Genomic DNA, 12,136 nt, shown 5'->3' on the forward strand with positions numbered 1-12,136 from the left:
TTGTTCAAGGAGAACCGATATGTCTGCATTGACTCCGTGGGACCCCTTCCGGGAACTGGATGAATTGCAAAACCGCCTGGCGACGATGTTCGGACGAATACCCCAGCGACAGGGCGCCCGTACCGGCAACGAAGCCATGACCACGGCGGACTGGGCACCAATGGCGGACATCAGCGAGGATGAGAACGCATTCCTCCTCAAGCTGGATCTGCCGGAGGTCCCCAAGGATGCCGTGCGCGTCAGCGCGGAAAACGGTGTGCTCACCATCAGCGGCGAGCGCAAACTGGAAAAAGAGGAGCAGGGCAAGAAGTTCCACCGCATCGAACGTGCGTATGGCCGCTTTGTGCGCAGCTTTGTCTTGCCTGACAACGTTGATCCGACCAAGGTGACGGCTTCCATGAAAGACGGCGTGCTGGAAGTGCGGCTTGTCAAGGCCGAGCAAGCCAAACCGAAACAGATTGAAATCTCAGTCAACTAACTTCAATCAAGAGCCCAAGATCATGAATATCAAACAGCCACAATACACCTTCTCCGCACTTGCCCTGGCGGTCGTCGTCGGACTGAGCGGACCGGCTCTGGCCCAATCGGCGGCAGGTTCTAGCCCAGGTGCTGCAGCACCCTCTGCCGCATCCAAGGCGGCACAGCCACAGGTAGATGACAAGGCCGCCCGGGAAGCCGATAAAAAGCGTGCCGAGCTCACTCAAGACGCCATCACGGCGCTCACCAAGACCCAGGAGGCTTTGACCCTCCTTGATGCAAAGAAGACCAAGGAGGCGCTTGCTGCGCTGGAACTGGCCAGCGGAAAGCTGGAACTGGTATTGGCACGCGACGCCAAACTTGCTTTGGCGCCGGTCGATGTACGCGTCATCACCCACGATATCCACGCCAACGTGGAATCGGTAAAGAAAGTGGTCAAGTTGTCTCGGGAGTTGTTGGGTGATGGCGAGGTGCAAAAGGCCCGGCCCATCGTTGCCAATCTGGCCAGCGAAATCGTAATCCAAACCGACAACCTTCCGATGGCAACGTACCCGGCAGCGATCAAGTCGGCCGCACGGCTCATCGACAGCGGCAAGATCGACAACGCCAAAGCGGAACTCGCCCGAGCACTGAACACGCTGGTGGTGACCTCGGTCGCCTTTCCTCTGCCCGTGCTACGGGCCGAAGCCGCGATGGCAAAAGCTGAAAAGCTGGCCGAGACCGACAGGCGCGATGCCAAGCAGAACGAGGAGCTCAGCACCTTGCTGTCGTCCGTGCGCACGGAGATCGAGATGGCGCAGATCCTGGGTTATGGCAAGAAGGCGGACTTCAAACCCATCTTCGATCAGGTGAAGTCCATTGAGCAAAAGTCGGCTGGTGGCAAAAGCGGCAAGGGATGGTTCGACGAGTTGAAGACGCGCATCCAAAAGCTGTTTTGAGGTGATGAAGGGGCTGACTGCTCTGTCGGTCAGTCTCGCGATGTTCGCATTCAGCCCCAATAGATTCGCCTATTTTCACTATCTCATACGAGGCATATCACCATGAATGAGCAAACACCGAATCCCAATGCGACGAACGAAGGAATAAACGAACAGGCCGCGGTAAGCAGCCTTCCTGTCAGTCCAGAGTCCAAGCCTGAAGTCGTCACGGAGGTACAGCCTGAGGTTCAGAAAGAAACGGACTCGCAGGCGGCAGACAAACGTAAACAAGTCCTCCATGAGGCAGTCTCGGCCTTGTCGCTGACCAAATCCGCGCTGGCCGCACTTGACGGCAAGGACACTGCACGCGCATTGGCAACGCTGGCCGAAGTGACGGGAAAGCTGGAGCTGATCGTCGCGCGCGAACCCACGCTCGCCCTGGCCGGCGTTGATGTGCGCACCATCGTGCACGACTTGTTCGCCAACACGGAAACCATTGAGGCGATGACCGACGAGGCGCTGGATGCCCTCAAACATGGCGAGGTGCAACAGGCTCGCCACGTGCTGGCTTTGCTGGCCAGTGAAATCGTGATCACGGTCACCAACATCCCTTTGGCGTCCTATCCCGCAGCCGTGAAGGCAGTCGTGCCGCTGATCGATCAGGGCAAGATCGAAGAAGCCAAAGCCGCGCTGCAGTCAGCGCTCAGCACGCTGGTCGAGGAGCGCAGCGTGCTTCCGCTGCCCGTCCTGCGTGCGAAGCTGCTCCTGAAGCGCGCCGAGCCCCTGGTAGAAGATGGTCAGCGCAGCGAAGCATCCAATGAGCGCCTGGAGACATTGTTGAACGAAGCCCGGCAGCAGTTGGAAATGGCAGAACTGCTGGGCTATGGAAAAAGGAAGGACTTTGAGCCCCTGTACGCTGAACTCAAGAAAATCAAGGAAAAGACGGGAGGGGGAGGCTGCGGAAAAGGCTGGCTCGATGAAGTCAAGGCAAAACTGTCCAAGTTGTTCTGAAACCCCTGGAGAGGGGGCGCATAGCGCCCCCTCTCTTGTCCCATGAGTGTTTGATTTTTTATTTTGTATAGATCTTTAGGAGATATTGCATGAACACAGACACCATCGCTAATTCCAATGCGGATGACCCCACCAAAGCACTGTGTTCGCTGAGCCAAAATTGGTGGCTTTTTGTGCTGCGCGGTGTCTTGGCATTGATTTTTGCAGCCCTCGCGTTCTGGATGCCACAATCGGCTCTGTTGGCCATGACCATCATGTTCGGCGCATTTTCCTTGGTCAATGGCGCGTTCAACTTGTTTGCAGCGGTGCGCCATATCCAGAAAAAAGAGCGCTGGGGCTGGCTGCTGTTCAGCGGCATTGTCGGCATACTTACGGGCGTCGTCGTCCTGGTTGCTCCTTGGGTCGCCACGATAGTCTTGGCTTCTTTTTTATGGGCTAGCGTGGGCTTCTGGGCGATTTTCACCGGTGTGCTGGAGATATCCGCCGCCGTTCGGCTGCGTCGGGAAATCAAGGGTGAAATCTGGCTTGCCCTCAGTGGACTGCTCTCGATTATCCTTGGCGCTATCGTCTTGTGGATATTTTTTACCCGTCCGGTCGAGTCATTCGTGGCCGCAGGCTGGCTGTTGGGTTTCCATGCGGCAGTCTATGGCGTCACGCTTTTGTTCTTGAGTTGGAGTCTTCGCAAAACGCGCCTGGGGTAAGAGCGTGCCAAACCAAAATCTATGGATATGAGCATCCTCGATTCATACCTTCATAGAAATGACATCGAAGGAGTCATACATGCAGATGCAATATAGCTATCGAGCTATCGACAAAGAGTTTCATGAACCTTGGCAGAGAGCTTTGGGAAATGTGATCGAGCACGCCCTCAAGCCATTGCTCGACAAACACACTAAAGATTCAGCGCAACTTCAAATCGTCCTTGATCGCGACAAGATCAAGCGGCAATTTCTGGCCAGTGGCTATATGCACCTGCCCGGCAAAAAGATTGTCAGCGTTACTGCATCACATGACGAGCTGACGCCCCTCGCGCAGATGCTCGCACAGTCGTTGTTCCGTCAGGCCAAGAAGCATTTTGACCGACTGCATGCTCAGGATCAAATCAAGCGCAAAGCACGACGCGAGCGCTTGCGCGAGCTCAAGGTGCGGATTGCCGCAAAACCCGCATCAGCCGCCCATGAGGCCGAGGTGACCCGAATGCCTCTACTGTCGAAACTTGAGGCTGTCGCAAGGCGTGAGCTGGCTTATCTGCGGGCCGTCGGCGATTTACCGCGCGATTATCCGACGCTGCGCGACGTGGTGGATGAAGCGATTGTCCGAGCTGAGGTGGAATGGCAATCCGTGCCGGGGGAAAAAGAGGCTTACACCGGTCTTTTGAAGCATCTGTTCGCCGTCCTGGATAACGAAGTGGCAAGCAGCCGGCAATTTGGCGAATTCGTTTCTCTGGACGCGCCGGTCGAACCGGATGCCCAAGACGTGGCCGAGGCCATGGTGGAAGAGGAAATCTTCGAATTTTATCAGCCCGATGACACACTCAAGCTGGCCGATATCTTCGCTGGCAGTCAGCATCCCGATGTCGCAACGATCGCGGAACAGGAGGAGCTGATTGATCGGTCGAGCGAGTTCGCTTTTGCATTTGACCTGCTGAAGGACATGCCGCGTTTGTGGCGGCGCATTTTTCTGCTTATCCGTGTGGACGGGCTGAATGCCAGCAGCGTCTCTGAAATCCTGCTGATTCCTAGTAAGGAAGATGCTGTCCGAAGGTGGCTCATGCAGGCCGAAGCATTCATCGCTGCTCATCTGGAAGAGGCCGGAGTAAGCAAAAACGGGAACGATTGGCTCCAAGGCGTTGATTGGTCGGCATTGTCTGTGACCCGAAGCGAGGCAGCCTCACTGTGGTCCAAGGAGGCGAACCATGAAGAATGATCTTCACCTTGTCTGCCCGCATTGCCAGTCCATCAACCGCGTACCGACTGCGAAGCTATCGGAACATCCCAACTGTGGCCGCTGCCAGCAGCCCTTGTTCACGGGCGAGCCCATCGAGTTGACCACGGCGACGTTCTCGCGCCACGTGGAGCGCAGCGATCTGCCGCTGCTGGTCGATTTCTGGGCGCCATGGTGCGGGCCGTGCAAGATGATGGCGCCACAGTTCCAGCAAGCGGCGCACCAGCTCGAACCGAGGATCCGGCTGGCGAAGGTGAATACCGAGGCTGAGCCCCACCTGGCCACGCAGTTCGGTATCCGCAGCATCCCGACGCTTGCCCTGTTCCAGGGTGGGCGGGAGATCGCCCGTCAGGCCGGCGTGATGGGCGCGCAGGACATCGTGCGCTGGACGTCGACGCAAGTGGGACGCTGACCGATGCAGGGCTTGCTCGGCACTACACTAATCCTGCTGGCAGCTTGCAGCCTGGCGGCGATGGCGACGGCGGCGTTCAGAGTGCCCGCCTTGCTGGGGTATCTCTCTGTCGGCGTTGTACTGGGCCCCTCAGTCATCGGCGTGATCGCGCCGGGGGAGACGCTGAGCTTTCTGTCCGAGCTGGGCGTGGCGCTGCTGTTGTTCATGGTCGGACTGGAATTCTCCCTCGGAGACTTCTGGCTCGCCCGCAGGACGGTGCTGATGGCGGGCGCTCTGCAGATGATCGCCGTGGCCCCGCCGCTGATCCTGCTATTGATGTGGCTGGGGCAGCCCGGCCAGAGCGCCGCGCTGCTCGGCACTGCGGCGGCCATGTCGTCCACGGCGCTGGTCAGCCGACAACTGGCCGACCAAGGCGAGCTCACCACCCGCCACGGACGCAGTGCCATCGCCGTGCTGGTCTTTCAGGACCTGGCCAGCGTGCCCCTGCTGGCCTTGCTGGCGATCTGGGCGCGCGGCGAGTCGCCGAAGATCGAGCATGTGCTGCTCGAAGTATTCGGTGTGCTGCTGCTGTTCGCGGCAGCGGCCCTCGCCTCGCGCCGTCTGTTGCATGGCCTGCTGGGCTGGGTGGCGCGGCGGGGCCACGAGGAATCGTTCGTGCTCGTCTCCTTGTGCGTGGTGGTGGCTGCCGCCGCCGCTGCGCACGCGGTCGGCGTATCCGCCGCCCTGGGGGCCTTCCTCGCCGGGATGGTGCTGGGCGAGAGCGACTTCCGGCACCACATGGAAAGCCACCTCAGGCCGTTTCGCGATGTGTTGTCGGGCGTGTTCTTCGTGACCATCGGCCTGCAACTGGACGCAGCACAGATTCTTTCGGCACCGCTGGCGGTGCTGGCGTGGCTGGTGGTGCTGGTACCGGTCAAGATCCTGCTCAATACGCTGGCCTTGCGGGCGACGCGCCTGTCCGCCCTCGATGCCTGGCGCACGGGCATAGCGTTGGGGCACGGCGGCGAGTTCGCCCTGCTGTTGTTGGGCACGGTCTTGCAGCAGCATCTGATCCCCGCGACCGTCGTCCAACCCATGCTGGTCGCGCTGGTGCTCAGCATGGCCCTGGCACCGCTACTGATCCGCCATCACGATGTACTTGCCCGGTTCTTGAGCCGCACCGGCGGCGTCATTCAGCCACCCCAGGCTGAAGAAGTCGAGATCGCCGCGCAGACGACGCGATATCGAGACCATGTCATCGTTTGCGGCGCGGGCGAGCTTGGCCTGACAGTCAGCGAGATTCTTCGCCACGCCGGCGTGGCGCATCTGCTGCTGGAGGCGGACGCGCAGAAGGTCGAGGCCGCGCGTGCCGCCGGCGCGCCGGTGTTCCATGGCGATGCCAGTCGGCCCGATACCTTGCTGGCTGCCGGCTTGACGCATGCGCACTTGGTGGTGCTGACGTTCGCCCATGCCCAGCAAGCGTTGCGCATCGCCCAGGCGATTGCCGAGCGCCGTCCGGCGCTGACCTTGTGGGTGTCATGCAGAAGTACGACCGCGGCCGATGCATTTCGCGCCATGCCCAACGTGCGCGTGTATCAGCAATCCTTTGCCGCAGCTATTGGGCTGGCGGAACAGGTGATGTCGACGCTTGGCATGTCGACCGAGCTGATTGAAGGACACATCAGCGCAATGCGCCGCCGTCTCGACAGCAGCCGTTTTCCAGGGAGTTCATCGTCATGAAATCAACACGCCTTAACCCATTTCAGGTCTTACGTGACCAATTGGCCATCATGAGTTTTTACGAGCGCTTCGAGCAGGTCGTCGCGCTCGTGCTGTCGGCGGTGATCGCCGTCATCATCGTGGTGTCGCTGTTCCAGCTCATCTCCATCGTCTTCACGCTGCTGGTTCTAGATGCCTTCAATCCCCTGGACCACGAGGTATTCCAGAGCGTGTTCGGCATGATCATGACGCTCTTGATCGCGATGGAGTTCAAGCATTCCATCGTGCGCGTGGCGCTGCGTCGGGACAGCATCATCCAGGTCAAGACGGTGGTCCTGATCGCGCTGATCGCACTCTCCCGCAAGTTCGTGATCCTCGACTCCGACGCGAGCCCCGCAAAGATAGCCGCGCTGGCAAGCGCCACGCTGGCTCTGGGTGCGACCTACTGGCTGCTGCGCAAGCGCGGCGACCGCGCCGCCGAGACCTCTGAGCATGACCCGTCATCATCCCAGTGATCCGCGCACGGCGCTCTTGCAACACCGCTGGCTCAACCGCCTGCAGACCGGGCTGTTGGTCCTGACCCTGGTCGGGATCGCAGCCGCAGCAGGGAGACTGCCGTTTGGGGAAGGCTGCCTGTGGCTCGCGCTGTTTGCCGTTGCAGGTGCGTTGCTGCTGGAACCGGTAGCCGCGTCGGCGCTGAGCTTGCGCCTGTACCGCGTACGGGCCTTGCACCCGCAAGAAGCCCACAAGATGTGGGCCCTGTTGCGCGAGCTGCCCGCCCGTGCCGGTTTGCCCGCCACGCCGGTGCCGCACTATGTGCCCAGTGCCGTCGTCAACGCCTTCGCCACCGGATCGAAGCAGGAGGCATCGATCGCCCTCACCGATGGCCTGCCTGCTGCGCAGCCTGAGCCCACGCGAGCTGGCGGGTGTGCTCGTGCACGAGGTCGCGCACATCGCTAATGAGGATCTGCGTGTCATGGGGCTGGCGGATTCCGACAGTCGCCTCACGAGCCTACTGGCCCTGATGGGACAGATCGCGATCCTGCTCAGCCTGCCCGCGCAGCTGGTTGGCGCGGCGGAGGTCTATTGGCCTGGTCTATTGTTATTGGCCGCATCGCCCCAGCTCGCACAGCTCGGCTTGTCTCGCGTGCGTGAGTTCGACGCTGACCGCCTTGCGGCGGAACTGACTGGCGACCCGCAGGGGCTGGCGTCCGCGCTGGCGAAAATCGAGCGGGTCAGCCGCTCCTGGCGTGCCTGGCTATGGCCGGGATGGGGCAATCCCGAGCCCTCCTGCTTGCGCACGCGTCCGGCAACGCAAGAGCGCATCGCACGCCTGCTGACGTTGGCGCCTGGGCCAGCATCAGCGTTGCCACTCCGCGCGCCCCATTTTTTGCCGGAATCCGCTTTGGCGACGCGCCCACCGCGCTGGCGCCCGAGCGGGCTGTGGCGCTGATTGCCCATCAACAGGAGACGTCTCATGGCCTATCTCGACCCGTACCAACGCCCCGCGCCGGACCGCTTCGTCCGGCGCGGGCTCTTCATCACCGCCTGCATTGCCGCGCTCATGCTGCTGTGGCAATTTCTGCCCGCCATCGAGGCATGGTTCAGTCCGCGCGAGGCAGCAGAACGCACCGTGATGGCGCGTGGCGATCTGGCGGCGGACGAGAAAACCACCATCGAACTGTTCGAAAAATCGCGCGCCTCGGTGGTCTACATCACCACCGCGCAATTAGTACGCGATGTCTGGACGCGCAACGTGTTCTCCGTGCCGCGCGGCACTGGCTCGGGCTTCATCTGGGACGACGCCGGCCACGTCGTCACCAACTTCCACGTCATCCAGGGCGCGTCCGAAGCCACCGTCAAACTGGCCGACGGCCGCGACTACCAGGCCGCGCTGGTGGGGACGAGCCCCGCGCACGACATCGCCGTGCTCAAGATCGGCGTCGGTTTCAAGCGCCCGCCGGCCGTGCCGGTCGGCACCAGTGCCGACCTCAAGGTGGGTCAGAAGGTGTTCGCTATCGGCAACCCCTTCGGCCTGGACTGGACGCTCACCACTGGTATCGTCTCCGCGCTCGACCGCTCGTTGCCGGGAGAAGCGGGCGGCCCGGCCATCGATCACCTGATCCAGACCGACGCCGCCATCAACCCCGGCAATTCCGGTGGCCCGCTGCTCGATTCGGCTGGGCGGCTGATCGGAATCAATACCGCCATCTACAGTCCGTCTGGCGCCTCGGCCGGCATAGGCTTTGCGGTGCCGGTCGATACCGTCATGCGCGTGGTGCCGCAACTCATAAAGACCGGCAAGTACATCCGTCCGGCGCTGGGCATCGAGGTGGATGAGCAGCTCAACGCGCGTCTGCAGGCGCTGACCGGCAGTAAGGGCGTATTCGTATTGCGCGTGACGCCGGGCTCGGCGGCGCACAGGGCCGGGCTCGTCGGCGTCGAGGTCACCGCAGGCGGCATCGTGCCCGGCGATCGCGTTATCAGCATCGACGGTATCGCCGTCGACGACGTCACCACATTACAGGCCCGGCTAGACGACAAGAACGTTGGAGATGTTGTGGTCTTGTTAGTGGAGCGGGCCGGCAAGACTCGCGAGATGCTTGTGGAACTACAACCGGGAGTTTGATGGAAAGTGGGTCATGGATCTGCACAGCGAAGCAGCCAAGCGACTTCAGCCTTGCGCCGAACTACGAGCCCTAGCTAGGGATGGTCTGAAGTAGCCCTGTATTTCCGGCTGACTTCAGCCACTGCTGATTTTGAAAGCGGTGAACCGATCAAAAACGATCGGATCACCCGCTCATTTCGGTGCTTTCAGCCGTCGCGAGCACCTTGCGACGGCCATTTTCCGCATTACAGGCGCACCTCTCCTGCGCTTGCCAGCAAATGTCGGCGGGCCATCCATAGGTTCGACAGGGCAAACAGCGTCACCAGTTGTGCAGTGTTCCTCACCAGCCCTCGGAAACGTACCTTGGTGTAGCCGAACTGCCGCTTGATCACGCGAAACGGGGGCTCTACCTTCGCTCGCACTTGCGCCTTGGCCTTCTCGATCTTGCGCTTGGCTTTGTACAGGGCGCTGCGTTTATCGAGCATCTTGTAGGTGCTGCGGCGTGCTGCGACCTGCCAGATCACTTCTCGGTCGGCATGCTCGGAGCGCTTTTCGACGCCTGTGTAGCCGTCATCGGCGCAGACGACGTTCTCGTCGCCGTGCAGCAGTTTGTCGACCTGGGTGACATCCGCCACGGTGGCTGCCGTGCCCACCACGCTGTGTACCAGCCCCGATTCATCATCAACGCCGATGTGCGCCTTCATGCCAAAGTAATACTGGTTCCCCTTCTTGGTCTGGTGCATTTCCGGGTCGCGCTTGCCGTCCTGGTTCTTGGTTGAACTGGGCGCGTGGATCAGCGTGGCATCGGCGATAGTGCCCTGGCGCAGCGACAGACCGCGATCCCCCAGGTAGCCATTGATCACACAGAGGATGCCGGCTGCCAGCTCATGTTTCTCCAGCAGACGACGGAAGTTGAGGATGGTAGTTTCGTCAGGAATACGCTCCAGGCTCAGCCCGGCGAACTGACGTAGGATGGTCGTCTCGTACAGCGCTTCTTCCATGGCCGGATCGCTGTAGCCGAACCAGTTCTGCATCAGATGGATACGCAGCATCGCCATCAAGGGATACGCCGGGCGACCACCTTCGCCTTTCGGATAATGCGGTTCGATCAGGGCAATCAGCCCTTTTCACGGCACCACCTGATCCATCTCGATCAGGAACAGTTCCTTGCGGGTCTGCTTGCCCTTGCCGGCATACTCGGCGTCGGCGAAGGTCATCTGCTTCATGGAAGAACTCGGGTGGCGGGATCAGCGTATTTTGGACTGCCCCCACGCCCGTAGACAAATTCTGTCCTCACGATGAGGCCTGTTCGAAGGCCTCCGGACTGGCGCCGCCGAGGTGACTGTGGCGACGGGCCCGGTTGTAGAACACTTCAATGTAATTGAAGATATCCGGCCGGGCCAGATCCCGAGTTTTGTATATTCTCTTCCTGATGCGTTCTTTTTTCAGTGAACTGAAGAACGATTCGGCCACCGCATTATCATGGCAGTTGCCACGCCGGCTCATGCTCGGTGCAAGGTTATTGGCCCGGCAGCAGCTCTGCCAGTCGTTACTGCCGTACTGACTACCTTGATCGCGATGTACGATGACCTCGCCGTCTGGGTTTCGGCGCCAGACCGCCATCATCAGCGCGTCGAGCGCCAGTTCGCGTGAGAGAGTGGGGTTTATCGACCAGCCGACCACATTACGGGCGAAGAGATCGATAACCACCGCCAGACACAGCCAGCCCTGCCAGGTGCGGATATAAGTAATATCGGTGATTGGCCCGGACAACGGTAAACTGCCGCTGCACACGATTAGGCGCAACCACTAAAGGTCGGCCAGCGATACGACGCGGAGCTTTATAGCCGCGCACGGCTTTAATCCGGTTCAATTGCATAATACGACCCACCCGGTTTTTACCGCAGATTTCCCCGATTTCGTTCAGGTCGCCATGAACCCGGCGGTAACCGTATACGCCTCCGCTCAGTGAATAGGAGTCACGGATAAGCGTCAGCAGACGCTGGCTATCTTTATCACGCGCCGAGGCAGGGTCATGCAGCCACGCATAGAACCCGGCCCGGGCGACATTCAGTACCCGACACATCGTCATCACACCCCATACAGTTCGGTGCTCATTGATAAAGCGGTACTTCAGTCGGGCTCCCTTGCAAAGTACCGCGCGCCCTTTTTCAGGATATACCGTTCTTCTTCGGTGCATTTTAGTTGCGCCCGGAGTTTGGTAATGCTGCCAACTTACTGATTTAGTGTATGATGGTGATTTTAAGGTGCTTGCGTGGCTTCCATTTCCATCAGATGTCCTTCCTGCTCCGCTACTGAAGGCGTGGTGCGTAACGGCAAAAGCACTGCCGGACATCAGCGCTATCTCTGCTCTCATTGCCGTAAAACATGGCAACTACAGTTCACTTACACCGCCTCTCAGCCCGGTACGCACCAGAAAATCATTGATATGGCCATGAATGGCGTCGGATGTCGCGCCAGTGCACGCATTATGGGCGTTGGCCTCAACACGGTTTTACGTCACTTAAAAAACTCAGGCCGCAGTCGGTAACCTCGCGCATACAACCGGGCAGTGATGTGATTGTCTGCGCTGAAATGGACGAACAGTGGGGCTACGTCGGTGCTAAATCACGTCAGCGCTGGCTGTTTTACGCGTATGACAGGATACGGAGGACGGTTGTGGCGCACGTCTTCGGTGAACGCACTCTGGCCACACTGGAGCGTCTTCTGAGCCTGCTGTCGGCCTTTGAGGTCGTGGTATGGATGACGGATGGCTGGCCGCTGTATGAATCCCGCCTGAAGGGAAAGCTGCACGTTATCAGCAAGCGTTACACTCAGCGCATTGAGCGACATAACCTGAATCTGAGACAACATCTGGCAAGGCTGGGACGGAAGTCACTGTCGTTCTCAAAATCGGTGGAGCTGCATGGCAAGGTCATCGGGCATTATCTGAACATAAAACACTATCAGTAAGTTGGAGTCATTACCGTGAATGAAAGACCAATTAAGATAATTGATAGCGATTATTGTTAACGTCAGCGCAAGTTTGTGGATGTTGCTAACTTGTCA

At 59.9% G+C, this 12,136-nt stretch carries 10 protein-coding genes and 3 pseudogenes; 11 read left to right on the forward strand and 2 right to left on the reverse strand.

What is annotated here, in order from left to right; all coding sequences use genetic code 11:
- The first annotated feature begins 19 nt into the window (after nt 1-19).
- The 10 genes and pseudogenes from hsp20-GI to HV213_RS04580 all read left to right on the forward strand — a co-directional run bounded on the left by hsp20-GI (nt 20) and on the right by HV213_RS04580 (nt 9,088).
- On the forward strand, nt 20-478 hold the full coding sequence (gene hsp20-GI, locus HV213_RS04535) for a small heat shock protein sHSP20-GI (protein WP_001275372.1): 459 nt from the start codon (nt 20-22) through the stop codon (nt 476-478).
- Between the two features lie 22 nt (nt 479-500).
- Nucleotides 501-1,415: a heat resistance protein YfdX1 gene (gene yfdX1 / locus HV213_RS04540; RefSeq protein ID WP_050311371.1), complete on the forward strand. Its 915-nt coding sequence runs from the start codon at nt 501-503 to the stop codon at nt 1,413-1,415.
- A gap of 102 nt (nt 1,416-1,517) precedes the next feature.
- Nucleotides 1,518-2,405 carry a heat resistance protein YfdX2 gene (gene yfdX2 / locus HV213_RS04545; RefSeq protein WP_050311372.1) on the forward strand — a complete coding sequence of 296 codons (888 nt, stop codon included), beginning with the start codon at nt 1,518-1,520 and terminating at the stop codon, nt 2,403-2,405.
- 89 nt (nt 2,406-2,494) lie between these two features.
- Entirely contained in the window at nt 2,495-3,106 is a 612-nt protein-coding gene (gene hdeD-GI, locus HV213_RS04550; RefSeq protein WP_001090779.1) for a heat resistance membrane protein HdeD-GI, read from the forward strand.
- 79 nt (nt 3,107-3,185) lie between these two features.
- Entirely contained in the window at nt 3,186-4,331 is a 1,146-nt protein-coding gene (locus tag HV213_RS04555) for an RNA polymerase sigma factor (RefSeq protein ID WP_050311373.1), read from the forward strand.
- A complete protein-coding gene (gene trx-GI / locus HV213_RS04560; protein WP_000786816.1) occupies nt 4,321-4,761 on the forward strand; it encodes a heat resistance system thioredoxin Trx-GI in 441 nt (146 codons plus the stop codon). Before HV213_RS04555 ends, trx-GI begins: the two co-directional genes overlap by 11 nt.
- 3 nt (nt 4,762-4,764) lie before the next feature.
- Entirely contained in the window at nt 4,765-6,480 is a 1,716-nt protein-coding gene (gene kefB-GI / locus HV213_RS04565) for a heat resistance system K+/H+ antiporter KefB-GI (protein ID WP_039185889.1), read from the forward strand.
- Complete coding sequence (gene psiE-GI, locus HV213_RS04570; RefSeq protein ID WP_016154556.1) at nt 6,477-6,974, forward strand: heat resistance protein PsiE-GI; 498 nt, start codon at nt 6,477-6,479, stop codon at nt 6,972-6,974. The genes kefB-GI and psiE-GI overlap by 4 nt, the downstream gene beginning before the upstream one ends.
- Nucleotides 6,952-7,912, forward strand: a pseudogene (locus HV213_RS04575) (zinc metalloprotease HtpX). The gene psiE-GI and the pseudogene HV213_RS04575 overlap by 23 nt, the downstream one beginning before the upstream one ends.
- A 24-nt stretch (nt 7,913-7,936) precedes the next feature.
- Nucleotides 7,937-9,088 carry a S1C family serine protease gene (locus tag HV213_RS04580; RefSeq protein ID WP_003847784.1) on the forward strand — a complete coding sequence of 384 codons (1,152 nt, stop codon included), beginning with the start codon at nt 7,937-7,939 and terminating at the stop codon, nt 9,086-9,088.
- 224 nt (nt 9,089-9,312) lie between these two features.
- Here HV213_RS04580 and HV213_RS04585 read toward each other — a convergent pair.
- Both HV213_RS04585 and HV213_RS04590 read right to left on the reverse strand, forming a co-directional pair.
- Nucleotides 9,313-10,293: pseudogene (locus tag HV213_RS04585) on the reverse strand (IS5 family transposase).
- 67 nt (nt 10,294-10,360) lie between these two features.
- Nucleotides 10,361-11,293: pseudogene (locus HV213_RS04590) on the reverse strand (IS3 family transposase); the annotation flags it as partial.
- A gap of 49 nt (nt 11,294-11,342) precedes the next feature.
- On the opposite strand from HV213_RS04590, the gene HV213_RS04595 reads away from it, so the two are divergent.
- Nucleotides 11,343-12,040 (forward strand): IS1 family transposase gene (locus HV213_RS04595; protein ID WP_223862015.1). Its coding sequence is split into 2 segments (ribosomal slippage): nt 11,343-11,592 and nt 11,592-12,040, totalling 699 coding nucleotides; the frame shifts between segments, so codons are not numbered across the junction.
- Nucleotides 12,041-12,136: the final 96 nt, after the last annotated feature.

It is taken from the genome of Klebsiella sp. RHBSTW-00484 (assembly GCF_013705725.1).
In the GTDB taxonomy this organism is placed as follows: Bacteria; Pseudomonadota; Gammaproteobacteria; order Enterobacterales; family Enterobacteriaceae; genus Klebsiella.

Bases quoted from the DNA above. Each gene is read 5' to 3' on its own strand.
- hsp20-GI (WP_001275372.1), top strand. From the start codon at position 20: ATGTCTGCATTGACTCCGTGGGACCCCTTCCGGGAACTGGATGAATTG.
- yfdX1 (WP_050311371.1), top strand. From the start codon at position 501: ATGAATATCAAACAGCCACAATACACCTTCTCCGCACTTGCCCTGGCG.
- yfdX2 (WP_050311372.1), top strand. From the start codon at position 1,518: ATGAATGAGCAAACACCGAATCCCAATGCGACGAACGAAGGAATAAAC.
- hdeD-GI (WP_001090779.1), top strand. From the start codon at position 2,495: ATGAACACAGACACCATCGCTAATTCCAATGCGGATGACCCCACCAAA.
- HV213_RS04555 (WP_050311373.1), top strand. From the start codon at position 3,186: ATGCAGATGCAATATAGCTATCGAGCTATCGACAAAGAGTTTCATGAA.
- trx-GI (WP_000786816.1), top strand. From the start codon at position 4,321: ATGAAGAATGATCTTCACCTTGTCTGCCCGCATTGCCAGTCCATCAAC.
- kefB-GI (WP_039185889.1), top strand. From the start codon at position 4,765: ATGCAGGGCTTGCTCGGCACTACACTAATCCTGCTGGCAGCTTGCAGC.
- psiE-GI (WP_016154556.1), top strand. From the start codon at position 6,477: ATGAAATCAACACGCCTTAACCCATTTCAGGTCTTACGTGACCAATTG.
- HV213_RS04580 (WP_003847784.1), top strand. From the start codon at position 7,937: ATGGCCTATCTCGACCCGTACCAACGCCCCGCGCCGGACCGCTTCGTC.